The 24,323-nt window shown below is 41.7% G+C and carries 25 protein-coding genes; 4 read left to right on the top strand and 21 right to left on the bottom strand.

All coding sequences use genetic code 11. The features are described 5' to 3' along the window. Positions 1–64: 64 nt before the first annotated feature. Positions 65–712 (bottom strand): GntR family transcriptional regulator, encoded by a 648-nt coding sequence (locus E6139_RS06670; protein WP_316402281.1) that lies wholly within the window; start codon positions 710–712, stop codon positions 65–67. Positions 713–925: 213 nt separating this feature from the next. On the opposite strand from E6139_RS06670, the gene E6139_RS06665 reads away from it, so the two are divergent. Continuing rightward, complete coding sequence (locus tag E6139_RS06665; RefSeq protein WP_316402280.1) at positions 926–2,101, top strand: NupC/NupG family nucleoside CNT transporter; 1,176 nt, start codon at positions 926–928, stop codon at positions 2,099–2,101. Positions 2,102–2,153: 52 nt separating this feature from the next. Here E6139_RS06665 and E6139_RS06660 read toward each other — a convergent pair whose 3' ends face one another. The 7 genes from E6139_RS06660 to E6139_RS06630 all read right to left on the bottom strand — a co-directional run bounded on the left by E6139_RS06660 (position 2,154) and on the right by E6139_RS06630 (position 8,388). Continuing rightward, positions 2,154–4,010 carry a BglG family transcription antiterminator gene (locus tag E6139_RS06660; RefSeq protein ID WP_316402279.1) on the bottom strand — a complete coding sequence of 619 codons (1,857 nt, stop codon included), beginning with the start codon at positions 4,008–4,010 and terminating at the stop codon, positions 2,154–2,156. A 91-nt stretch (positions 4,011–4,101) separates the two neighbouring features. Beyond that, positions 4,102–5,406 carry a PTS sugar transporter subunit IIC gene (locus E6139_RS06655; protein ID WP_316402278.1) on the bottom strand — a complete coding sequence of 435 codons (1,305 nt, stop codon included), beginning with the start codon at positions 5,404–5,406 and terminating at the stop codon, positions 4,102–4,104. 6 nt (positions 5,407–5,412) lie between these two features. After that, positions 5,413–5,703, bottom strand: coding sequence for a PTS sugar transporter subunit IIB (locus tag E6139_RS06650; protein ID WP_316402277.1), 291 nt, complete (start codon positions 5,701–5,703; stop codon positions 5,413–5,415). 64 nt (positions 5,704–5,767) lie between these two features. Beyond that, on the bottom strand, positions 5,768–7,162 hold the full coding sequence (locus tag E6139_RS06645; protein ID WP_316402276.1) for a glycoside hydrolase family 1 protein: 1,395 nt from the start codon (positions 7,160–7,162) through the stop codon (positions 5,768–5,770). Beyond that, complete coding sequence (locus tag E6139_RS06640; RefSeq protein ID WP_316402275.1) at positions 7,155–7,490, bottom strand: PTS lactose/cellobiose transporter subunit IIA; 336 nt, start codon at positions 7,488–7,490, stop codon at positions 7,155–7,157. Before E6139_RS06640 ends, E6139_RS06645 begins: the two co-directional genes overlap by 8 nt. A gap of 134 nt (positions 7,491–7,624) precedes the next feature. Then, on the bottom strand, positions 7,625–7,927 hold the full coding sequence (locus E6139_RS06635) for a DUF5960 family protein (RefSeq protein WP_316402274.1): 303 nt from the start codon (positions 7,925–7,927) through the stop codon (positions 7,625–7,627). A 59-nt stretch (positions 7,928–7,986) separates the two neighbouring features. Next, positions 7,987–8,388, bottom strand: a complete 402-nt coding sequence (locus E6139_RS06630; protein ID WP_316402273.1) for a hypothetical protein — start codon at positions 8,386–8,388, stop codon at positions 7,987–7,989. A gap of 296 nt (positions 8,389–8,684) precedes the next feature. Here E6139_RS06630 and E6139_RS06625 point away from each other — a divergent pair, with 296 nt between their 5' ends. Beyond that, complete coding sequence (locus tag E6139_RS06625; RefSeq protein WP_316402272.1) at positions 8,685–9,629, top strand: nucleoside hydrolase; 945 nt, start codon at positions 8,685–8,687, stop codon at positions 9,627–9,629. Next, on the top strand, positions 9,607–11,040 hold the full coding sequence (locus E6139_RS06620) for an MFS transporter (protein ID WP_316402271.1): 1,434 nt from the start codon (positions 9,607–9,609) through the stop codon (positions 11,038–11,040). The genes E6139_RS06625 and E6139_RS06620 overlap by 23 nt, the downstream gene beginning before the upstream one ends. 22 nt (positions 11,041–11,062) lie before the next feature. Here E6139_RS06620 and rbsU read toward each other — a convergent pair whose 3' ends face one another. The 4 genes from rbsU to rbsR form a co-directional block, all read right to left on the bottom strand. After that, a complete protein-coding gene (gene rbsU / locus E6139_RS06615; protein WP_316402270.1) occupies positions 11,063–11,950 on the bottom strand; it encodes a ribose/proton symporter RbsU in 888 nt (295 codons plus the stop codon). Positions 11,951–11,974: 24 nt separating this feature from the next. Next, a complete protein-coding gene (gene rbsD, locus E6139_RS06610) occupies positions 11,975–12,370 on the bottom strand; it encodes a D-ribose pyranase (protein ID WP_316402269.1) in 396 nt (131 codons plus the stop codon). A 17-nt stretch (positions 12,371–12,387) separates the two neighbouring features. Continuing rightward, positions 12,388–13,293 (bottom strand): ribokinase, encoded by a 906-nt coding sequence (gene rbsK, locus E6139_RS06605; RefSeq protein WP_316402268.1) that lies wholly within the window; start codon positions 13,291–13,293, stop codon positions 12,388–12,390. A 108-nt stretch (positions 13,294–13,401) separates the two neighbouring features. Then, a complete protein-coding gene (rbsR, locus tag E6139_RS06600; protein ID WP_316402267.1) occupies positions 13,402–14,394 on the bottom strand; it encodes a ribose utilization transcriptional repressor RbsR in 993 nt (330 codons plus the stop codon). A 344-nt stretch (positions 14,395–14,738) separates the two neighbouring features. Between rbsR and E6139_RS06595 the strand changes: the two genes are divergently transcribed. Next, entirely contained in the window at positions 14,739–15,665 is a 927-nt protein-coding gene (locus E6139_RS06595; protein ID WP_316402266.1) for an alpha/beta hydrolase, read from the top strand. 15 nt (positions 15,666–15,680) lie between these two features. Here the strand turns inward: E6139_RS06595 and E6139_RS06590 are convergent, their stop codons facing one another. The 9 genes from E6139_RS06590 to mtnK all read right to left on the bottom strand — a co-directional run bounded on the left by E6139_RS06590 (position 15,681) and on the right by mtnK (position 23,990). Continuing rightward, complete coding sequence (locus tag E6139_RS06590; RefSeq protein ID WP_316402265.1) at positions 15,681–16,643, bottom strand: sugar-binding transcriptional regulator; 963 nt, start codon at positions 16,641–16,643, stop codon at positions 15,681–15,683. 187 nt (positions 16,644–16,830) lie between these two features. Beyond that, entirely contained in the window at positions 16,831–17,184 is a 354-nt protein-coding gene (locus tag E6139_RS06585) for a PTS glucitol/sorbitol transporter subunit IIA (RefSeq protein WP_316402264.1), read from the bottom strand. A 28-nt stretch (positions 17,185–17,212) separates the two neighbouring features. Then, positions 17,213–18,277 carry a PTS glucitol/sorbitol transporter subunit IIB gene (locus E6139_RS06580; protein ID WP_316402263.1) on the bottom strand — a complete coding sequence of 355 codons (1,065 nt, stop codon included), beginning with the start codon at positions 18,275–18,277 and terminating at the stop codon, positions 17,213–17,215. Positions 18,278–18,290: 13 nt separating this feature from the next. Beyond that, complete coding sequence (locus E6139_RS06575; protein ID WP_316402262.1) at positions 18,291–18,824, bottom strand: PTS glucitol/sorbitol transporter subunit IIC; 534 nt, start codon at positions 18,822–18,824, stop codon at positions 18,291–18,293. 18 nt (positions 18,825–18,842) lie between these two features. After that, the gene (locus tag E6139_RS06570) at positions 18,843–19,220 is read right to left on the bottom strand and encodes a transcriptional regulator GutM (protein WP_316402261.1); all 378 of its coding nucleotides are present in this window, start codon (positions 19,218–19,220) and stop codon (positions 18,843–18,845) included. A 59-nt stretch (positions 19,221–19,279) separates the two neighbouring features. Then, the gene (locus E6139_RS06565; protein ID WP_316402260.1) at positions 19,280–20,530 is read right to left on the bottom strand and encodes an NAD(P)H-dependent oxidoreductase; all 1,251 of its coding nucleotides are present in this window, start codon (positions 20,528–20,530) and stop codon (positions 19,280–19,282) included. 522 nt (positions 20,531–21,052) lie between these two features. Beyond that, positions 21,053–21,694 carry an L-fuculose-phosphate aldolase gene (locus tag E6139_RS06560; protein ID WP_316402259.1) on the bottom strand — a complete coding sequence of 214 codons (642 nt, stop codon included), beginning with the start codon at positions 21,692–21,694 and terminating at the stop codon, positions 21,053–21,055. Positions 21,695–21,706: 12 nt separating this feature from the next. Next, positions 21,707–22,762 carry an S-methyl-5-thioribose-1-phosphate isomerase gene (locus E6139_RS06555; RefSeq protein ID WP_316402258.1) on the bottom strand — a complete coding sequence of 352 codons (1,056 nt, stop codon included), beginning with the start codon at positions 22,760–22,762 and terminating at the stop codon, positions 21,707–21,709. A 1-nt stretch (position 22,763) separates the two neighbouring features. Next, complete coding sequence (gene mtnK, locus E6139_RS06550; protein ID WP_316402257.1) at positions 22,764–23,990, bottom strand: S-methyl-5-thioribose kinase; 1,227 nt, start codon at positions 23,988–23,990, stop codon at positions 22,764–22,766. Between the last annotated feature and the right edge of the window lie 333 nt (positions 23,991–24,323).

The following is a 24,323-nucleotide window of genomic DNA, read 5'->3' as shown; positions in this document are numbered from 1 at the left end:
TGTGAAAATTTTATACTCCCTTAAAGGACAAAAAAGAACCAAACAATTGGTCCTTTTACAGTATTCATTCAGATCTATCTTCTGGATAAAAGAGATGCTGCATTCGTTGCAGAACCAGCTCATCACCCACAAAAAACAATGTATCTCCCGCACAAATTTTCGCGTACGGTCCGGGAGACAATAAGAGTTCGTCCTTTTGCTGAATAGCGATAATGGTGGCGCCAGTCTCATGCCAAATATTTAAATCATTCACTGTACTATCCAGATGGATCGCTTGGTCGGTCAGGGTCAATTCATAAGGAACAAAAGGCGCAACATTATGAACTCGTTTTGTCTGAGCGAGTAATTGGTTCAACAGCTGGCTGACATTCTCTAGCTCCCTTTTCTGTTTCTCCACACTTTCTTGAAGCTCATTTTTAATTTCCTGAACAGATTGGACGTCTTGATACTTTTCAAAGTAAACTTTGGCTTTTTCCCGCGACAACACATAAGCACCGCTGCCATGTCGAACTTCCATGATTCCTAGATCTACTAGCACATTAATTGCCTTACGAGCAGTCTCTGGTGAAACATTAAAATTACTCGCTAACGTTGAACGAGCATGGATTTTTTCTCCCACCTGATACCGTTTGTCCGCGATTCGTTCAGCGATCTCTACTGCTACTTGCTGATAGCGTGGCAACAGTATTCGTTTTTTGTTTTCCCCTTCCATTCGATCCCTCTTTTTCTGCAGAATTCTGTTCAAGCATAGCATATTTTTTTAGGAAAAGCTGTAATCATCATACGTCTTTAAAAATGAGGATGTTAGTGCTTACGTTTTTAGAATTTGTTCATAGAGACCACTTTTCAAAGGTTATCCTTCGCAAAATTGTTCAATTCAGGATAAGCTATTTCAGATTTTTTTAAATGAAAAAGGAGTGGTTTTTTGCATTTTGTAATAGGTATTCTTGGGTTGGTGATTGTTTTTGCATTAAGCTTCGTGATCAGTAACGATCGGAAGCAGATTCGCTATTCCCCGATCATACTCATGCTGGTATTGCAATTTTTATTAGGATTCATTTTATTGCGGACAACAGTGGGAACAACAATTGTTAGTGGTTTAGCCGGTGTATTTGACGCGTTGTTGAGCTTTGCAGGCTCAGGTGTAGACTTTGTCTTCGGTGGGATCGCCAACAAAGGCAGTTTTCCTTTCTTTTTAAATGTATTGATGCCGATTGTCTTCATCTCAGCGATCATTGGTATCTTGCGTTACATTAAGATTTTACCTCTTTTCATGAAGGGGGTTGGTTTGGCTCTTAGTAAAATCAACGGAATGGGGAAATTGGAATCCTATAACGGGATTGCCTCAGCGATTTTAGGTCAGTCAGAAGTCTTTATTTCCATAAAAAAAGAATTATCGACCTTATCGGAACAGCGTTTAACAACTATGAGTATTTCGGCGATGTCCACTGTCTCGATGTCTATCGTTGGTTCGTACATGGCACTAATCCAACCGCGTTATGTAATTACTGCACTTGTGCTGAATTTATTCGGAGGCTTCATCATCGCATCTATCATCAATCCTTATCAATTGGAAGCTGATGAGTTAGTGATTGAAGAAGATAAAGACCAAACCTTCTTTCAAATGCTGGGAGAATATATTTTAGATGGGTTCCATGTGGCAATCACTGTAGCCGCGATGCTGATTGGTTTTGTGGCTTTAATCGCTATGATCAATTTTATTTTCTCCAAGATTACGGGTCTAACTTTCCAAGAAATTTTGGGGTATGTCTTTGCTCCTCTTGCTTTTATCACAGGAATCCCTTGGAGTGAAGCAGTCGACGCCGGCAGCTTGATGGCAACCAAATTAGTGACCAACGAATTTGTTGCGATGACTGAATTAGCGAAAGGCGGCTGGGATTTTTCCGCTCGTACAACAGCGATCATCTCTGTCTTCTTAGTTTCCTTCGCGAACTTTTCATCCATCGGAATCATCTCTGGTGCTATGAAGGGACTGAATGAAGAAAAGGGAAATTTAGTTGCTAAACATGGGTTAAAAATCTTGTTAAGTGCAAGTCTAGTTAGTTTCTTAAGTGCCATTATCACAGGATTAATCTTTTAAAACAAACAACCGTCAGGCGCTATTCATTTTAGGGCTTGACGGTTGTTTTCGATTATTTTTGACAAAGTGATAGAAAGTCTTGGAATGTCGCTTGCTTCGAAAGTTTCTTTACTCGGGATGCATCATTCAACATCTGTACAAGCTCCTCAAAAAGCTGTTCAAAGGAATTGTCTCGCTCCTCCTTCAGCGCAAACAGCAGAACCAATCGAACCTTTTTTTCCTTCCATTGAACGGGTTTGGCTAACGAACAGATTGCAACAGCATTTTTCTTCGCCTCACGCTTAATGGCATGAGGCAGCGCGTAAAAATCCCCAAAGGCAGTACTAGATAGTGCTTCACGCTTCAAGACCTTCTCCACATAATCTTTCTCGCAATATCCTTTTTCAGATAACTCTTGGCAAAGAAACTGAATGATTTCTTCCCTATTTGTAAACTCTTTTTGCGGAAAAAACAAGTCTTCCTTTAAAAAGGTTGTTAAGACAGAGGGCGTTTGATTTTCTTCAACTAGAATCTGTTGGATCTTTTCTAAATCACGTTCCGTTAGAAATGACTCATACCGATAGATCGGAACGGTTGTTTTCAAATCCAAAGCCTCCGTCGTCAAAATCAACGACTTGTCTTCTGTCATTTCACTTGTCATTACAAAAATGGATTCCGCCACAGACAACTCAATGTCAAATTCTTGAATTTTATTCAGTTGATTTCTAACTACACGTTGATTCCCCACGCCATAGGGGGATACGAGCAATATGCGCTTCTTCTTATGAGCACGGATATTTTCTAAAGCAGAAAGAAAATGCAGGGACAAATAAGCGACCTCATCCTCTGGAAACTGAATATTTAGCTTTTCTTGTAGAAACCCGGAAGCATAAACACTCACATTATAGACAAAAGGAAATTTGCTTTTGATTTCCTCCAACAATGGATTGACCAAGTATTGTTGATGAGCGGAACGCTTATATAAAGCCGAGACGTGCGTCATCAAGTAGTCGATTATTTTCTCATCTTGGGTAAAATCAATCAAAAATATCGAATCGATGCTGACTAGTAAAGCTTCAATGATCCTTTTTAACTCTTTATCTGCTAAATCTTCATCAGAAACAACGGAACCGGAGTAGAGACGATAAATATACGCATATTCTTTTTCTGGGATTTCAACGCCAAAGCTGCTCTCTAATTGATGAACCATCGCTAAGGTCAGCTGCCGACTCTTATTTTCTTTCAAAACACTTTGAGAAGCGTTTAGATAGCTTTTCTTGCTTACTCTTTCTAGCAAAACTGCAAGATGTAAAATAAACGAGATTGTCGAAAAGTCATTGATGAGAAACCCCTCTTCTTGGTGTACCTTTACGACAATGCTGGATAATTTTGCTAAATCAATTTCTTCAAAGTAATCCGAATAATTGTCTAAACTCAGCTTATTCGTCTCAATTTCCTGATTTAAAAACAACGTAAAAACTCGGCGCTTCGCCGCTTCATCCCCTTCGATGAATAATTGATTTTGTCGTCGTTTGATTAAGAGCCGCGGATCATTTTTAGCGATTTTGGTATTAAGTTCTTTGACGATTCGATCCAGTGTAGATTCACTGATAAAAAACTCATCGGCCAATTGATAAAAGTCGCATTCTTTTTGATCCAGCAAACGGGTCAGCAACTCAAAGGCGCTGTTGTCAGATTGCTTTTCAATTTTAGTTTGTTGAAACAAACTGTTTTTCTGGTTTAAAAAGAAACCAGCTCCGGCTTTAGAAAGAATTACTGGCAGCTCTGATAGTTGATTTAACTGTTGAATATCATTTCGAATTGTCTTCGAAGAAACACCTAATTCTTTAGATAACTGGCTTGCAGTTGAAGGCTGCTGGCTTAGGGACAATTTCTCTAGAATTTTTTCTTGTCTGTGAGAAATATTCACTCTGATCCCTCCTGTAAATAAGTAACATTTACTTAATTATTTATCCCAATAAAAGCATAGAAGTCCTAAACTTCTACGCTTTATTATAACATTATACAGATTCTGTCTCGCTCTCTTTTTCCAACTGAACAAGGTTTTTCTCATAGACTTTCAAGAACGGATAATACAACACGCCATCGAGAATAATCAAAATTAAGACTAAGACAACTGCCCGCCAATCCATTGTGGATAGAAACGCACCGATTGGTGACGGCATCTGCCAAGAAAAGACAGCAAAGGTCTTTCCAACAACTCCCCACGACATGCACAGATACGTAACAACAGCGTTAAAGACTGAAGTAAAAATGAAAGGAAAGAAGAAAATCGGATTTAGCATTAATGGCGTCCCAAAAATCATTGGTTCAGAAATACCGAAGAAAGAAGGAATCAAACCGATTTTCCCAACTGTACTCAACTGCTTAGATTTCGAGCGCATCATCAAGAAGGCCAAGGCTAACACGGAGCCAGATCCCCCGATAATGACAAAATAAGTCCAAAATGGTGTCGTGAAAATATTGCTAAGATCAGTACCTGCCATTTTTTCTGCCGCATTGATCGATAGATTGCCGTCACGGATAGGTCCTAAAATTCCAGCCAAAGCGGCATCATGAATTCCAAAGAACCAGAATAAATGAATTAAAAAGACACTGATGATCGTAAATGGCAAGCTATCGGCCGCTTTGAAACTCGGAGCCATAATATTGTATAAGAACTGAACCGCTGTTGTATCAAAGGCATGAAAAATGATAAAGATGATTGAAAAGAAGGTCATCAAAACCAAGCCTGGTACCAAGGCAGCGAATGTTTCTGAGAGCGAAGCGGGGACACTGTCGGGCATCTTGATCCGCCCAATATTTCTTTTGCGCATCCAATGGTAGCCTTCCACCGTGACAATCGCCACAAAAAGTGACAGTAAGATTCCTCGACCATCTAAGAAGCTAATCTCAACTTCTTTGCCGTCCCAACCCATTTTTAACGGAGTCAATACAAGCATCAGAAAGCCAACCAGCGCGAACATCATTGGCCGCAACACGTCTTCTTTATAATGGCGGCACAAGAAATACGTCACACCCACGCAGATAAACAAGGCCATGGCACTCAGTGTCACACCGCTGATCCAGTTCAAAACCAGACCATTCTTTTCAGCAAAGCTGGCCCAAGCCAGCAAGAAACCATTTTTCGTATCTTCCGTCACTGGCGGGGCGTTCAAAATGATCGGAATTGATCCGAACAAGGTGATCGGCAGCATAGACATAAAAGCATCTCGGGTAGCCTTCAAGTGCCGTTGCTGACTCAATTTATTTGCCAATGGTGAGATGTATTTATCCATTGTATCGCTAAATGTACTAAATCCCATGACTACTTATCCTCCAATCAATTTTTTGATATCCTCATACACGCCTTTACCGTCCATGATCCCGTATTTCATTGGTGAGATCGCCTCAACAGGCACGTCCACTGCGGCTTCAATCTGTGGTTTTAAGAAACGAATTTGCGGACCAATTAATACTAAATCGATCCCTTCAAGGTAATCTTGATATTCTGACTCACTATACGCACTAACTTCTAAGGTATGATCTGACGCTGCTTCGATTTTCTTCGCTAACATGCCTGTTGACATTCCCGCGTTACAAACCAACATGATTTTTTTCATTTTTTTCGTCTCTCCTTATTCATTATTCATATTAAAGTATTTATTTTTCTTTCAGAGCAGTATTCTATTCAAACGTTCTTCGTTGAATTTTCTCACCATTGCTTTCAATAATGTCCTTGAACCAATAATAGGAAGCTTTTGGTTTTCTAATTTGTTCTTTTTCAAAATCAACTGCCACTAAGCCATAACGTTTTTCCACGCCATTTTTCCATGAGTACAAGTCGAATGACGCCCATGCATAATATCCGCGAATATCTGCACCTTGATCCATCGCATTCATAATAGCGTTGATATGATCATTCATGAATGAAATTCGATAGTCATCATTCACCTGTTCTACTGTCACATCTTCACGGACCCCGACACCATTTTCCGTTACATAGATTGGTAAGTGGTACCGATCCCAAGCTTCTAGCAAGCCATCTTGCAGTCCTTTTGGATAAATTTCTGTATCCCAAGCAGTAAATTCACTGTTAGGGTCCTTGACCTGTTCAAACCAGCCTTTGATAACAACTTTACTCTCACCTTTTTTACCGGAATGATTAAATACTAACTGCGTTTCTCCTCCGGTATACGGTTTCACTAATGTGCGAGCATAATAATTCAATCCAATAAAATCGACGGTGTTTTCTTTGATGATCCTTAGTTCTTCGGTTTTCATGAAGCTGATATCATAATCTTCCGCCAACTTAGCTACTAGATCAATTGGGAACTCACCTAAAGCCGCCGTGTCTAAAATCCAGTTATTGCAATAATTATCTGCATAGCGCATCGCGACCCTTGTTTCGATCGTATCATCGACCCCATTAACTGGTGTATAGCTATGAACAATCCCCACTTGCCCTTGATGGTTTCCTGCTCTGAATGCACGGACTCCTAACGCACTAGCTAGCATCACGTTGTATGCACCGATCATTGTTTTTTGGACATCCTGTAAACCGGGCGGATAATTTCCAATAAAATAACCATTTGCGATAAACCATTTCGGTTCATTAAACGTTGTCCAGTTACGTACCTTATCCCCAAAATGCTCGAAGCAAACCTTTGCAAGATGTTCAAAGGCATAAGCCACTTTGTTGTTTAACCAACCACCTTCGTCCTCCCAATATTGAGGAAGATCCCAATGATAGATCGTCACGAATGGTTCGATATCGTATTTATGACAAGCGTCAAGTAACCGTTGATAAAAGGCGATCCCTTTCTCGTTAATTTCTCCTTCTTTATTTTTAATGATACGCGGCCATGAAAGTGAAAAGCGATACGAATTCTGTCCGCCTTCTTTCATCATGCGAATATCTTCTTCAAAACGATGGTAATGATCGCTGGCAACATCGCCATTTTCTAAATCATTCTCATGCAAATAACGATCCCACATTGATTCTACTTTTCCATCTACATCCCAGGCACCTTCACACTGATAAGAAGCTGTTGCGCCACCCCATAAGAAATTTTTATCCATTTATAGTCTCCTTCCACTTATATAACTCACCAAATTCACCGATCATATCAACAGCGATATCTGTTGATGTTAAATGTCCTTCAGCATGGACCAATAATAGATCCACTTCATCCATGCGCTCTTCTGCAGAAAGTTTACGAAGCATCTCTGCATGCGCCTTATGTGCTTGTCGAATTTCACTCTTTGCCGATTGATACTTTGCCTCAAAACTCTGAAAGTCGCCTTGTTTCACTGCATGTAGTGCTTCATATGCGTCGCTTTTAGCATTGCCTGCATGTAAAATGATCGCCATTGATTCCATTTCTGTTCCAATTTTCGCTTCTCCCAAGTAAACTCCCTCCTTTTTTCTATAGTTCAACTATAAAGCGTTTTCTAAATGGATTAAATTTTTTATTTTCCACATTAAAGTGGAAATGAATAAAAAAAAATCTCTCAAGCCCTGATCAGCTTGAGAGATCATTTTTACCGTTGTTCCTCTTCTAAAACTTCGTATTCATAAGGGGAGCCTTCATAGAAAAATTGCGTCGAAACAGTAGCTTCTTCATCCATTGCGATCAATTCTTTACGGAAAGGAAATCTGACTGCTTGCCCCTTAACTGTTTTATCGCCAGGTAAGATGTAGAAAAGTTTATCATCTGGTGTCGGTTTGTTCAGCTGTTTCATTACCTCATCAACTACTTGCTGCTGATCAATCGTTGCTGCCTTAGCAACTTTTTGATAATCCTCTAAAAACGCTTCTTGTCCTTCAAAATATGTAAATTCCATTTTCTTCACCCTTTCATTTTAACTGTAACATCTCTTTCTGCTATGCCAAAGATACGTGCTTACTCTGCGAGATCTAAATGACCCGCCTCTGTCTGAAACACTGGCCAGCTACCTGCCAATTCTAGACGGATCAAATCCAATTCAGGATATTTTTGGATCGCTGCTATCACAGAATCGACCAATTCAGCTTGTTTGGTTAACTGCTCTTGCGGTGATAATAATTTGTCTTGATCAAGAATTTTCCGATACTCCTGATTTGCCTCCACAATTTCGTGAAACGCGGCCTTGAATGAACGCTCGACTTTGCGCGCAAATTTCGGTTCATTCTCAATTGTATAAGCCACTTGTGCCTTTTCCGCAAAAAAAGTCGCATACATCAATGGCACTGTGGAAACGGGCTTGATTGACGACACATAATAAAACGCTTCTTCCAAAATATCTAATGAAACGGTCAGCTTCATAGCTTGTCCTTCTTTCTGATGATGATCAAACCGGATGCCCTTTGACTAATCAATCAGCAAAAGAGCACCAATTTTTCATATTTTGATTATAGCATTCACAAGCTTATTTCTTCGAATTATCAGTCTTGCGGAGAATGATCGACTGACTTTTTTTATATTGAAAAAATATTTAAAAAACTTTTTTCTATTAAAACGTTTTATAATAGTCCCATCGAAGAAAGCGATGTCATTCTTCTTTTTCATTACCACAAAATTAAAACGTTTTAATTAAATCTGAACCAATGGAGGAATTATTGATGAGAAAAGTACTTATTGATACCGATCCTGGTATTGATGATGCGGCAGCAATCGCTATTTTGCTAAATGAACCTAGTCTAAATGTGGAACTGATCAGCTGTGTCGCGGGAAATGTCGGCATCGAGCACACCACGAATAACGCTTTACGTTTGTTGAACTTTTTACAAAAAAACATTCCGGTTGCCAAAGGAGCAGCTACCCCCTTATTGCGAGAGAATCGTTTTGCAACGAATGCTCATGGTGCTTCAGGGATGGGGAGCTTTGACTTTCCCGAAGCTAAGACCGCTTTACTGACAGAAGAAAATGCCGTGCTGAAGCAGTGGCAGATTTTGCAAGCAACCGAAGAGCCAGTCACTATTATTGCTCTAGGACCATTGACAAACGTGGCCTTATTATTGCAAACGTTTCCTGAAATACGATCAAAAGTCCAAGAAATTATCTTGATGGGCGGCTCCACCGCACGAGGAAATATTGGCGTCTATGGCGAATTCAACGTCATGATCGATCCCGAAGCAGCCAAGATCGTTTTTCGTTCGGGCGTTCCGATTACCATGGTTGGCTTAGACATTGGTCGCAAAGCACGGTTATTGGCAGAGAATCTCGATGCATTGGAAACTCATCCTGTTGGCAAGATGGTGGCTGACCTCTTCCGCAGTTACGATGGCGGAGATATCTCAGAAGGGGTAAAAATGTATGATCCTTCAGCTGCGCTTTATTTATTAAATCCTGAATTGTTCCAAACTCAGCCCGCCTTCGTTGATGTAGAAATCTCAAGCCCACTGACTTTGGGGGCGACAGTCGTCGATTTCGACGGTGTATTTGAACAAGCCGACAACGCGACGATCTGTGTTGATGTAGACGTCGAAGCGTTTCGTCAAAAATATTTAGAACGCGTTTTAGCAATTAGAGAGGAAGTAGCAAATGGCACAAGAAGTAGCAAGTAATCCAGTTGAACAGACAGGCATCCCCGTCCCGCAGGAAGGAACAGCGGAATTTGAGAAATTGAATAGAATGGCAAAACGCGCCATTCCTTTAGTATTGATTATCTTTATTTTTGGTATTTTAGAGCAGCAAGCTTTTGGTATGATTTTTGTAAATATCGGACAGCAACTAGGAGCGCCGCAGTACGCTTCCTTGATTACCTCGCTTCCCGGAATTATTTTAGGAATTGTCTGTGTGGTCTACGGTTCGTTAGGAGATTTTCTATCCTTGAAGAAGATGACCTTCATCGGAATCGCAATCTTTTTATTAGGATCGATCATCGGCTTTGCCGGCTCGAGCAATATTTGGGCCGTTATTATCGCTCGAATGCTGCAATCTGCCGGCGGACAGGTTCCCGGCTCCGTGTTTTTAGTGTTAGTTTCAAAATACATTACCGCTAAAAATCGGGTGATTTATTATGGCATCTTTTCTGCGATCTTTCGCTTATCTGCCGCTGTCGGTGTCCTAGCGGCAGGTTTTATCATGAAGCTTGATTGGCGCTGGTTGTTCCTACTACCATTATTATCCGTCTTCTTTTTACCCGCACTGGCGAAAAATCTGCCGGATGAGCAAGCGAAAGGTGCCAAGATTGATGGCTGGGGCTTCCTGATCACTGGCGCATTCGCCGGTTCGGTCACGATGTTCTTTACCAATATGACCCTTTATTGGTTCGTCGCGATCATCGCCACACTAGCTGCCTTTATCGTCTATATCACTAAGGCACAAAATCCTTATATTCGTCCAGAATTCTTTACGAATCCGGCCTTCGCTATTACGATGATCATTATTTTTGTCGGCTATTTCTTCAGCTATACTCTAAACGCCGGTGTCAATGCGATTGGTTTGAATGTCTTTGGGATTGATTCCGCCGAAGTTTCGATGCTCCTGATTTGGTCGATTTTACTGGCTTGTGTGTTAGGCTTCTCTTGCGGCACGATCATCAAAAGAATCGGACGTACAGCCGCGATCATAGGTGCTCTTGGTTTCATGGGACTGGGCTTGATCTTGATTGCTTGGGCCATTCCTCATGGAAAGATTGCCGCTCTTGCACTAGCTCCTTGCGTTTACTATTTCGGTACTTCCTTCTTCTATTCTCCGATCGTCGATACAGCAGCCAAAACAGTACCTGCCGAAGAAGCAGGTCGTGTAATGGGCTTCAATGACTTAGTCCAAGCCATAACTGGCTCAGTCGGTGTCGCGGTCTTCGGTAATCTGATGGCAAACGGTGCAATGGCTAGTGGCAGTCCTGTACCGGTCGAAGCTGGGGAAGCCTCCACCTATGCCAATGTCTTCTTGATTGGCGGTATCGTTGTGCTTTCTGCAATGGTACTCTTCATTATCTTCCGCAAAATGATTTATCGTCGAGAATACTAAAAAAACGCCCGCGGGCGTTTTTTTAGATCATCACGGTCATCGCAGCGGCAGCTAGAATCAGTACCAGTCCGATGATCGTAATCGTCATTTCTTTTTTCGTTTTCTTTTGACCTAAGAACCAGATTCCGGTCAAGGTCGCTAAAACAACCGAGGTTTGCGATAAGATGAAGCCAGTCGCTAAACCATTCATGTCCGGTTGTGCGGAGATTAAATAGGTCAACGCCGCAAAAGCAAAAAAGAACCCTGAAAAAATGTGTTTATAAGAAACTGTTTCTGCCAGCGCTGATTTGTTTTTGTCCTTCACGCCTAAAATTACTGAATAGACAAGAGCGACTAAGAGCATCCCGATCGCTTGCGGCAAGAATGCATGCATCCCATCAATATTGGTTGCTTGCGGTGCGGCTGAATAAGCCCAATAACCGATCTCACCAACAGCCAGCAAGAGTACGGCTTTTTTCAAGCTGCTGGCTTTTTCCTGTGTTTTTTCTTCCGTCCAAACCGTCATCCACGCACCTAAAATGATTAGGACTAGAGCGAAGCCACCTAATAATTTGGCGTTCAGACCAGGCCAATCACCTAATGCAAAAACACCCCACAATGAAGCGCCCAACAATTGAAAGGCTGTCGTGATCGGCATCGCCCGTGATGAGCCGATCAACGTGAATGATTGGAAGGTAATGATCTGAGCAATCGCCCAGCCAACGCCTGAGAGGATCGAAAAGAACAGATCCATCCCTGTTGGAAAACTCATGCCGTTCATTACGAAAAAGACAAGTGCAAAGATCAACGTGCCTAAGGTCGTACCTAAAATTTGATTGACTGGCCGTCCGCCGATTTTTGATGCAATGGTAGGGAAAAGTCCCCAACCAAGTAACGGGCCTAAACCAATCAAGATCGCTGTTGTATTCATAATAATTCCCCCTTGTGACTATGCTTAAAATACGACGCCGCTCTCCAATAAAATATTGGCATAAGGAGTCATCTCTCCCGTGCGAATGAATGCCCGACTATCGTGTAAGGCTGCTTTCATCTCACTATGAGGAATAAAGGTCACAGGAGTTTCTGGTAAACGGTCTTGAATCTTTTTCAACATTTCAGGATTTTCTGTTTTGATTTCCTCCGCTAAGTAAATCCGTTGAACTTCTAATTCTTCCAGCACATTATTCAGAACATCCATGAAACTTGGTATGCCATTGTCGACGGCTAGATCAATTTTTTCTGTTGTCATAGGAACCGGCATGCCGGCATCGCCAATGCTGATTTGGTCAAAGTGACCCATTTGTGCGATCACACGTGAAATATCTGAGTTGATAACTTTGCTTTTTTTCATAGTAAAAAATCCTTTCGTTACTTTAGTTCATTTTTATAAGGAATAGAAGGCTGTGCACCAAATCGTTGAACGGTTAACGAAGATGCTTTATTTCCATATTCGATTGCCTGCTCTAGGTTACTGAAGTCTTTCGCTAATACACTGCTCATCGCGCCAATAAAGGTATCACCAGCTGCGGTCGTATCCACCGCGTTAACCTTGAAGGCTGGAACGATTCCGTTGCGTCCCTGTACATCGTAAAAGGCACCCTTGCTGCCGATCGTGATAATCACTGCTTCAATCCCTAGCTGATGCAAATGTTCAGCTGCAGCTTTTAGGCTCGCTTCATCTGTGACTTTGATCCCCGTTAAGATTTCTGTTTCCGTTTCATTCGGGATGATCATGTCTGTGACTTTCAATAATTCTTCTGGTACGTTTTCTAAAGCTGGTGCTGGATTTAGAATTGTTTTTACTCCAGCTTCCCGAGCGATCGTAAAGGCTTCGACCGTACTTTCTAAAGTGCTTTCAAATTGAGCAATCACAAAATCACTGGCTTTGATCAAATCCGCGTGCTCTTGGACTTGTTGCGGTGTGAAAGCGTTGTTGGCACCTGAATGGATCATAATACTGTTTTCCCCTTGATCATCCACAATGATATAGGCCTGACCAGTCGCTTGTTTTTCCAATGTTTGGACACCAGCTAATTCGATGCCTTCTTCTGATAAAAGCTCCCGCATCATGTCGCCGGCTTCGTCATTGCCGATGGCTCCAATAAAATTCGTCTCTGCTTCAGAACGCTTCGCTGCGACGGCTTGATTGGCGCCCTTGCCCCCGCCAGCAGAAAAAATCTCTTTTGTATGCATCGTTTCACCCGGTTTCGGCATTTGCTTCACGCGAATCGTGCGGTCCAAGTTGATACTCCCAATGATTGTAATCGTATTCATTTTGTCCACTCCATTTCTTATTCTTTTAGTTCATTCATTTGTTTGGAAATTAAAACGTTTTATTAAAACGTTTTAATTCGACACCAAAAATATAGCACAGCTTGAAAGCTATTTCAAGTGTGCTGTCGAAAAACGTTGAATCAGTTGAACTGGCAAGGTTTGCTCTTCCCAATTTTTCTCAGGCTGTGAGATTCTATCCAATAATAATTCTGCCGTCGTTTGACCCAATTCATAAATCGGCTGTGCGATCGTCGTTAGCTGCGGAGTCACGTATTCACACATATCGATATTATCATACCCGATCACACTGTAATCTTGCGGGATTTTCTTCCCTAAATCAGCCAGACCCAAATAGATCCCAAAAGCCAATTCATCATTAATGGCAAAAATCGCCGTTACATCGGTCTTAACGATCTCTTCCGCTGCTTTTCGCCCGCCAGCTTTAGACAACTCCCCATGAATCAAGACTACATCAGGATACATCTCTTGAAAACCTGTCAACCGCGTCCGAATATTCTCTGTCGCATCTTCAGGTAAAACGATCGCTACCTTTTGATGTCCCAGCTGACTCAAATGTTCGCCAGCAAGCTTCCCACCAGAAAAATCATCCGTCAAGACGGCATCGCTAAAGCCCTCCGCCTTCTTTTGATCTAAAACAATATATGGCAGATTTTTTTTACGTAGGCTGTCATTAATAGCTTGGTTGGAAATCGCTGAACTAGCGATGATATAGCCGTCGACCCCGCGACGACTTAACTCTTCTAAATAATCCGTCTCTTTTTTTGTATCCAAATCCGCATTACATAACATAGTAATAAAATTTTCGCGATATAAAACCCCTTCGATACCGCGCACTAAAGTACTAAAGAAAGGATTGGTGATATCAGGAATCAAAACCCCGATCGTTTTGCTTTTTTTCACAATCATTCGCCGGGCAAAGTAATCAGGTTCATAATTCAATGCGGCCTTAGCTGCCAGCACTTTTTCGACCGTTTTTGGACTAAATTTTTGCTCGTTGCCGTTTAAAATCTGTGAAACCGTAGCGATCGAGACCCCAGACTGTTGGGCCACCTCTTTAATGGTGATTTTCTTTTTTTTCATCTGATTACTCCTTGCTCATAGTAAGGTAGTGATTTTTTACAAAAATCACTTTATGTTCACACCGTATATCATTCTGCTAAACTGCTCATCTTTAATAAGACTAATATTTCTTAATGAGTACTCGTGCTTTTTTTATCTGCGAAAAGCAGAACTGACATCCTTGCTCCTAATGAGGGAATGATTTTTTTCAAAATCACTTTTATGGTCGCGCCGTATATCATTCTGCTCTAAACTCTGCTACATTTTCTCATGAATGTGTTTGGCTGTAAATACGCCAGTTTGTGAACTTGCTATGCAGCGAAAATTTTTTTATACTGCTTATGATAAGTTTGTAGGGGGAAGAAATGAAGAAAACAACAAAAATCATTTTAGGAATTGTCTTAATCTTAGTAATTGCACTGATCGCCGCAGGAAATTATTTCTATTCATACGCGGTCGTTCCGGATGAAAAGGATTTTCTGTCTGACGGATCGGCTAAAAAGTCAGCGGAGTTGATAGCTGCTGAAGATTGGTTCAACAATAAAAATAATCGTACTGACTGGCAGCTGACTTCTTCGGATGGGCTGAAACTATCCGCTTATTATCTGCCAGCTGAAAAAGAGCAACACAAAACAGCAATCATAGCACATGGCTATATGGGACAAGCCTCAGATATGCCGCAGTATGCCAAGATTTATCATGACCTCGGTTACAATGTATTGATGCCTGATGCCCGTGGTCACGGAAAAAGTGAAGGTGACTACATCGGATTTGGCTGGCCAGAACGAAAAGATTACCAGCAATGGAGCAATCGTGTCATCAAGCAGGATCCTCAGTCTGAAATCGTGCTCCATGGAGTCAGTATGGGGGGAGCAACTGTCATGATGACCAGCGGTGAAAAACTGCCGGATAACGTCAAAGCCTTCGTGGAAGACTGCGGGTACAGCTCAGTTAATGGTGAACTGAGCTATCAATTAAAAGACATGTTCAATCTGCCCTCCTTTCCATTGATTCCCGTTACTAGTTTAGTAACGAAAGTACGTGCCGGCTACTTTTTCGGTGAAGCAGATTCGATGAAACAATTGAAAAAGAATGATCGCCCGATGCTCTTCATTCATGGCGATAAGGACGATTTCGTTCCCTATTCAATGCTGGATGAGGTCTATAATGCGACCAAGGGACCAAAGGAAAAATATGTCGTGCATGGCGCTGGGCATGCGGAGGCTCTGAGCACTGATCCTGCGATGTATCAGAAAAAAGTCACTGAATTTGTAACGAAGTACGTGCCATAAATAAAAACGAGACGCTCAATGCGCCTCGTTTTTTGCTTGTTCTAATAAGTATTCTGCCAAGCTGTCCGTCACTGTAATATGAGTAAAAATCTTGGTCTTTGTTCCAACATACAACACATCTTTTTTACTTTCCTCATAACAGGCAACTGCGACATTTGAAATTTTCCGGACATCACCAACACTCAATCCAATGACGTTTTCATTGATCTCGCAGGCGACTTCCTGTCCATTATGATCAATGAATTTCGAATTGACGTCTCCGATCACTGCCAGCTTTTCCAGCTCATCGATATCCTGCTGATCGACATAACCGATTTCAGTCATCGTATTGTTCTTAGAAAAGGGACTCGCGATCCCAACCAAAGCGAAATCGACATTTCTTCCTGCATCCAAAACGTCACGAATGCCTTCATTCTCGATCAAACTCTTTTTAATAAAAGCATTATCCACTAACGCTGGTGCATATAAATACTTACACTTAGCCCGCAACTTTTTAGCTAAATCATAGGCCAATTGATTGGAATGGACATCTACTAGCTCTGATCCCAATCCGCCGATCAAGGGAATAATGGTGGCATCCGCATGATTCTCGTAGGGATATTCATCGACGATTCCCCGCAGCATTTTCCCCCAAGATAGCCCGATCGTCTGAGCCTTAGCGATTTCTTTCTGAAAAGCAGTAATCGCGGTTTGGACCAGCAAACGTTCGATTTCATCTTTGCGCAGGCTGCTGGTGTCTAACACCGCGGCCTTTTTCAGCCCAAATGTTTCCTCCAACGCCAATTCCAACTCGACGGAGTAAGCGCTCTCGCTTTTGATAAAAATATCAACAATTCCTTCATTTTTTGCATCGTTCAAATATTTTGAAACCAGCGAACGAGAGATGCCCAGACGTTTAGCGATCTCCGACTGTTTCAAATTCTTTTTGTAGTACATCGTAGCCACTTTTACGATGTCGCGATTATGTTTTATAGCCATTTTGATCCCATCCTCTGAACAACTTTTGGTCTCATCCACTATACGAGTGATTTCACGAGCGTGCAAGTGAAAAAAGGAGAACAAAAATTTAAAATTCGCAGTGCAATAGTGCTTCGTTTCATAACCTCTTGGCTTAAATAAAAAGGTCGAAGATGCACCTCATTTCGGCACATCTTCGACCTTTTAACTAACTAATTTCGATGACGCCTCCGATTTCGAAGTCTGGAAAAATACCTGGGCTGACGATGATTGCTCCCGGTAAGATCTCTCCGATCGCGTTACGAAAATAAATCGAAATATGTCCTAATTCTTCAAAATTCGCATTCGCCTGTGAACCGACTTCTTCAATCGTAAATTCTTGATCACCAAATTTGATTTTTCCGCCGATTTTCAATGCATCCTTCGGGCGGTCTTCAAATTCATGAATCACGCAAATATCTCTCAACTCTGCAGTCGCAGTAGGTCCGAACAAAATAACCAGTCGTTCTTCCTCAAAAGCTGGCACCATGCTGCCGATTTCAACAATTTTAGATTTTACCATCAATCAATTCGCTCCATTCAAACAGTTTTTAATACATTCCAAAACTAGCCAACCATGCCAAGATTACCGCTGTGAACCCTGTTAACATCCGACCATATAAAATCGCAGGTACACCGATCGCTACTGTTTCCGGTTTTGCTTCTCCTAATGACAAACCTACCGGTATAAAATCGCACCCTACATGCGCATTAATCGCAAACAATGCTGGTAATGCATACTGCACAGGAATCGAACCATTGGCAATCTGTGTCCCAATCAATACCCCGATAACCTGTGAGATTACCGCACCCGGACCTAAGATTGGCGACAGGATCGGGATGCTACAAATCAAAGCTAAGACGATCATCCCCGGCAATGATCCAGCTAATGGCGAAAGCACTTTAGCCAACCAGTCACCAACACCGGTATAATTGATAATCCCAACAATCATACTGATGAAAGCCATAAATGGAATGATGTTTTTCAACAACATATCCAATGCATCTCGTCCTGATTGATAAAAGGTACTCATAACACCGCCGATTCCACGAGAGAAACGGACTAAAAAGCTATCTTTCTTCGCCTGTTCTTCTTTATGATCTTCTTTCAGTTTAGCATATCTCTCTTTGAATTCTTCATCCGATTCGCGACCTTCAGTGACTATTTTTTCTGTCGTTGCTGCTGATTCTGCATCTTGTGCATGAGCATGATTAACTGCAGCCATTTGTCGATCTTCTAAATTTGCCTCTTCTAGGATCGATACGTCCTCTGGTCGAACCCCTGATACAAAGATATCTTCAGTGATATGCTTGGAAAGCGGTCCTGAAGGAGATGAAGGCAACACATCAACTGTCGGAATCCGTTTCATGGGGTATACACCGATTCGAGCCGTTCCGCCGCAATCAATCACCGCGCAAAGGGTTTCTTCTTCTGGAATTTGATTCTTAAATCCATCACAAGCCTCACAGCCAGTCAAGTCCGCGATTTGTTGCGCAACTGGATGGATTCCACCGCCTGTAACAGAAACAACCTTATTTTTTTGCTCTGATGGAACTAATGTTAGACCAACGCCCCAACCCTTACTTCCAGGTTTTACAAATACTGTTTTGTACATTTCGCTTCCTCCTTTATACAGCTGCTTTCTTCGCTTCTCTAGCCATCATGAATTTTGTCAGTCTTTCCGTGACGATCCCACGAATCAAGATGACCACGATTCCTGCTAGGAAGTAACGAACAGCCAAACTTGATTGACTAAATCCTGCTTTGGTCACCCCATTTGCGATACCTAGATAAACAAAGAGCTCTCCAGCATTTGCATAAGGGAACAAACCAGTAACTGGATGAACGAATGATACGGCAGCATCATAGAACGCCGGTTTTTCTTCTTCCTTAACAAACTTCCCAAAGGTGTAAGCCATCGGGTTCGTCAGCATCAAGACCGCTAATATTGGCATTAATGAGTAACGCAGAATCATGTATTTTGAACAATAGCGGATGGCTCTATCGACACGCTCTTCACCAATAAATGCAATAACTGAATAAGTAAAGGTTAACAGTACAATCAATAATGGAACGATCCCAGTCATGTAGCCCATAAACTGTTCGCCGCCAGCTTCAAACATACCAATAAAATTTTTACCTGCCCACTCGATATATTTCATTATAAAATCCTCCCTCTTTTAGGTAACCGCTTCCAATTTCCGCGAGTAAATTTGCGCCAAAGCTCTATCAATTTGTGGTGCCTTTTTTTCCTGTGCAGCTGCACTGTAGTTGACTAATCGCGCGCCTCTGTATGCTTGCGCCTCTTTGAAACGAGCAAAAATTGTCAATCCTTTACAGATGTAACACTGAATGACTTTGCCGTCTGCATCAACAACCACTGCAACGATCGTCCGCAAGATTCTACCCTTGACTACTTCCGTATAAAATTCATATTCCGTTCCTGCCTGTTCTGTGGTGATTTTCTTGATGAAGCCTTGATAATACTTCACCTGAACGATGCTCAGCAGACTTTGACTAAGCATCAAAACGATCAAAACAATCACTAAGCCACTCATCGTCCTGCTCCTTCCCAAAAGCAGATGAAGGTCCTACCCCCACCTGCTTCATTTTTTCCTTACCCGCCAAACGTTGAATCTTGAAGTTTCCGCAATCGATAAACAGTGGTTGATTCATCAATCTCGATATCATCATAGGTCAAGAATGTTCCGTCTTTGATATCGCGTTTTGCAACCGATGAACCGCCAACTAAGCCGATCGGTACATTGTTGTTTTTCACTAGGTCCTCGTGCGTTTCTAACACACCACGTACACAATAGCCGCCGATTCCATCAATTTTTTCGCCCGCTTTGATGTCTTTCTTCGCCACTGCAACAGTTTCTGAAATCGGAGCGCCTAATGGCACGATTGCGTGATCATGATTCAAAACAGCTTTCGCAATCGTGATCGGTGTTTCTAAACTAGCTAAGTGGTATGGGCGATACAAGATATGATGGTCGCGATCACCCTTCTTCATCAAGTAGCTTAATTCATGACGAGCACCATCATTTTGTCCTTTGACGATAACGAATACACCTGGCGCCAAACCGTCAACATATTCTACAACACCATATTTATCTAAAACGCCGCCATTTTCTTTAAGATCTAAGTCCTTAACTACTGAATCGACATCACCGCTGATACCATGCATCCCAACCTTATCAGGAATAAAACCGATCGCATTGGACAATAGGTTCATCTCAGCCATGGTCTTCGTACCATCTTGGAAGGCTGCCAACATGTGGCTAGACATTTGTTTAGAGTCTGCTTCTGCTTGGGCGGTATCTGGATTTGCGCCGACTTTTAATTTGTTATTCTTTCCTTTACCTGCAACCAAGACTTCCATTCCCATGCTCTTCGCAAATTCGAACAACTCTGTAGTCGCAGCCGGTTCGTCACCATCAGAACCTGTGTAAACTAAGTTAGCCGAATCATACATTTTCTTCATCAATGGTCCAATCGTGATATCCACTTCCACGTTCAGTAATACAATGTGTTTTTTCGCTAACAGCGTTTCCAGCGAAATTTGTGCACCAACTTCTGGGACACCTGTCGCATCAACAATCACTTCTACTTTTTCCGAATGAATAATTTCTTTAAAATCTGAGCTGACTAAGATATCCACTTTTTTCTCTGCACTTGCATTGTAGGCATCCGCTGCTCGCTGTGCGGCATCCTTATTGATATCACTGATCCCTGTAACAGCCATACCTGGAATCGTTGAAATCTGAGCAATCATCCCAAAACCCATTTGGCCTGCACCAATTACCCCAACCTTGATTGGTGCACCGTTTCTTTCTCTTTCCAAAAGCTTCCCATAAAGTGTCATTATTACCCCTCCATACTTTTTTGACATATGACAAACATATTGACATATGACTTAAGACACCTTTAGTATAACATCGGTTAATAACATGTCAACGCTTTCTTTTCACAAACTATCATTTTCTATCATTTGGAACATATGTTACAAAAATAATTCATACCGTAAAAAACGTGATATATCAGCAAAATATAGATAATTTCTATCAAATTTAAATGGTTATCGGAAATATCCAGTCACAATTACACATTTTTAAAATAACGTACACCACAAAAAGTAGAGGGTTTCAATTTCAAAAATATAATAGAAAAAAGCATTTTTTTGAAGGTTGTTTCACAATCTTACTAACATCAATAGTTGTTCTGCCAACTTGCACTCTAATTGAAAAAATCATAGACCAATTTACAGAAGCTGTGTTATAGCACACCTATTGTGAACGAGTGATCAATTATTAAAGATTAATTTTACTCAAACGAAAAAACAAAAGCCGCTGCTTTGACCTAAGCCAAAGCAGCGGCTTGATTCCAATTATTGTTGTCCGTAGGTCTCGAACTTCTCCAAGACTTCCTTCATTTGATCTTGATTTAATAATTTAGGCTTCCCAATGCAGCGAGCTCGATAATCAAGTTTAGCTAGAAACTCAATATCTTTCGCAACGCCAAAAGCGCTGGCTAAGTCAGGTCCAATAGTCAAAACACCATGATTTCCTAACAAAATACCGTTGTCATCATGAATAAAGTTGTAGGCTTCCTCAGCCAATTCACGCGTGCCAAAGGTTTTGTATTCACAGCAGCGAATTTTTTCACCCACGGAACCAATGATGTAATGAAGCGGCTCGATTTCCTGCTGTAGACAAGCAAAGGTCGTCGCGTATTCTGAATGAGTATGGACGACAGAACGGACATCTGGTCGATTCGCGTAAAAAATACTGTGAAGATCATACTCGCTTGATGGTTTGCGTGTCCCTTCCAACACATTCCCGTGAAGATCCATCATCACGATATCTTCCAATCTCGTTTCAAAATAAGGAATGCCGCTTGGACTGATCAGCATCGCTTCTTCTTCAGGTAAATAAATGCTAATGTTGCCGCCAGTACCTGTCGTCAACTTTTCAGTGATGAGCTTTTTGCCGTACTCAACGATTCGCTCACGTTCTTTTAGGTATTTCATCTTTTACTCCAATCAATAAAAATTATTTTCAGGCTGCTCTTTGATATATCGTTTCAAGTCATATGGTGAGAAAATACCGCGATCTGTTACTACAGCTCCGATCAATTCAGGTGGTGTAATATCAAAGGACGGATAGATAGCATGAACCCCATCTAAGGTATGCTTGATCTCATTCAACTCCATGACCTGTTCAGGATCACGCATTTCGATCTTGATACTCTCGTGACTTGCTTTATCCATATCAGGAATCCCTGTGACAAAATAAGGAATACCAAAACGTTGAGCTAAGATCGCGATTTGATAAGTACCAACCTTATTGGCAATATAACCATCTTGAGCGATCGTGTCCGCTGCCGAAGTAAACAGATCGATATTTTCGTGCTCCATCAAATACGCAATCATATTATCAGAAACGACCGTCGTTTCAAACCCCATTTCAGCACAGCAGCTAGCAGTTAAGCGAGCCCCCTGCAAATAAGGACGTGTCTCTGCACAAAAGAAATGCAACGTTTTGTTCTGCTCGATCGCTTCCCGCAGCAGCATTCCGATAATCGTTTCCCCGAAGCATTGGGTCAAAACTGTTCCCTCATCAGGAATTTTTTCAATCAAATATTTGGCAACTTGATCCATCGTATAGTATCGCCGATTTAAAGAATCAATCGTATTTTGTTTAATTGCCTCCGCTGGATCTTCGCCTTTTTTCAATGCTAGCTCTGCCACTGTGACACATTTTTCTGTGATCAGCGTCATGCGATTCGCCGTCGTTGGACGTGCATTGGCGATCGTGTGTGACGCTTTTTTCAGATAAGCGAGTTGTTCTGCTACTTCTAGCTCTTTGCTTTCCTCGGCGGCTAACGCCATGCCCATACCCGCTGCAGTATAGGGTCCCGCACTTTGAGTAACCATATCTGTGATCGCCTGCGCTACTGCTTCATGACTCTCGCACTCCACAAATTCGACACGTGTCGGATAAATTCGCCGATCCAATATACGAACTTTGCCGTTTTCATACCACGCGACATTCTCATATTGCAATAACGTTGGCATTGTATAATCTTGTCTTTCCACTCTACTCACCTGCTAAATCAACTATTCCATCAACTAGCTGACCTCCACTAGTGATATGTTGTCGATTAATAATTAATTGAACGCCTATCTTCAGTAATAGTCGTTCTGCTGCGATTTTTTGCTCAGCGGGAATAAAGGACAATTCTTTGACCTTCGAATCCCCTACGACTCTGCGAATAATCTCCGTTCCAGCATAGCCGACTGCATCTGCCATCATTCCTCGCAGCATTGTTTCTTTAAATGCATGATTCCGATACAACGGAAAAACCACCGCTTCATCATAATACTTCTCTAATTTAACTTGGACTTGATCGTAAACTGCTGCGATCGTTTCTTTGCTCCACTGATGAAAATCCGGATCCCTCGTTGAATCAAACAGATTTTTTACCATTGGAAAATAAAGATGAGCCAATACATTGCCGATATCATATCCCGCTGGACCATAGAAGGCGAACTCCGGATCAATCACCTTCAGACCTGTTTGATTGATAAAGATCGAACCTGTATGAAGATCCCCATGCAGCAATGATTGGGCATTGTTCATGAAATTATTCCGCAGCAGTGCGACTTCTACTTGCAACGGTTCATTCTGATACAAATTCTCCTCAACAAATCGTTCATTGCCAGCTGTCACGATATTTCGTTGTTTATAATCATCATAGGGCTCAGTGAACACTAAGTCTTCACTGATCTCGCACATCTCAGGATTGATAAAAGCTTTAACACGTCGCTTTTTTTCATCGCAGTCCAGCACAAGATCGCTCGTTAAGAGCAACGTGCGAGCTAAGTACTCAGCGATTTCCTCGCTAAAATTAGGAAAAATCCGCTTCTTGATCATTTCATAGCGCATATTTTGATATTCTGAAATATCCTCCATCGTCACAGCATACATCTTTTGATCATAATAATAAACCTCTGGAACAAACTGTGGTGCCAACTCATTTTGCAACTGCAAAATCTCTGCTTCGATCCGATTCCGCTCGATATCCAACGGTCTGCCTGAAGAACGCAGCAGAACATCGGCTTGTTTAATAATCAAGCTGTCTTTCGTTGTCGCGTTCACCACACGAAAAACATAGTTAATATTCCCGTCACCAATCTCGGTCACCTCGATGGATGCATCGTCAGGAAAAGCGCCCAATTTTTCCACGACATACTGTTTGATCGTTTCACGATCCATTAAAAAATGTTCTTGATACGCCGTTGTTTCCTTCGGTGTAAGTTTCATATTATCGCCTCATTCGTTAAATTTCCCAGGTAACTCATTATAATTGAAGTCATTTTTCGTACACATATCATTTCTCTAATCACGCTAAAGCGAGAAGAGAAACTGACCGCTAGCTCAAGACTGTTGATCTCATTTTTCAAAAATCGGAAAAATGAGATCATCTTCGTACGCATACGATTCCGCTAAACAGACCGTTCATTGTCAAGAAAAAATTGTTATAAGAACTCGCCTCTTTAATAAACTGCGAAAAGCGGAACTCGCAGCTAGCTCGAAGTACGGGTATCATTTTTCAAAAAACGTGAAAAATGAGCTCATCTTCGCACGCATACGATT

The sequence above is a fragment of the Enterococcus sp. genome (assembly GCF_032555305.1).
Taxonomy (GTDB): Bacteria; Bacillota; Bacilli; order Lactobacillales; family Enterococcaceae; genus Enterococcus_A.
This window is presented reverse-complemented; position numbering and strand designations above follow the sequence as displayed.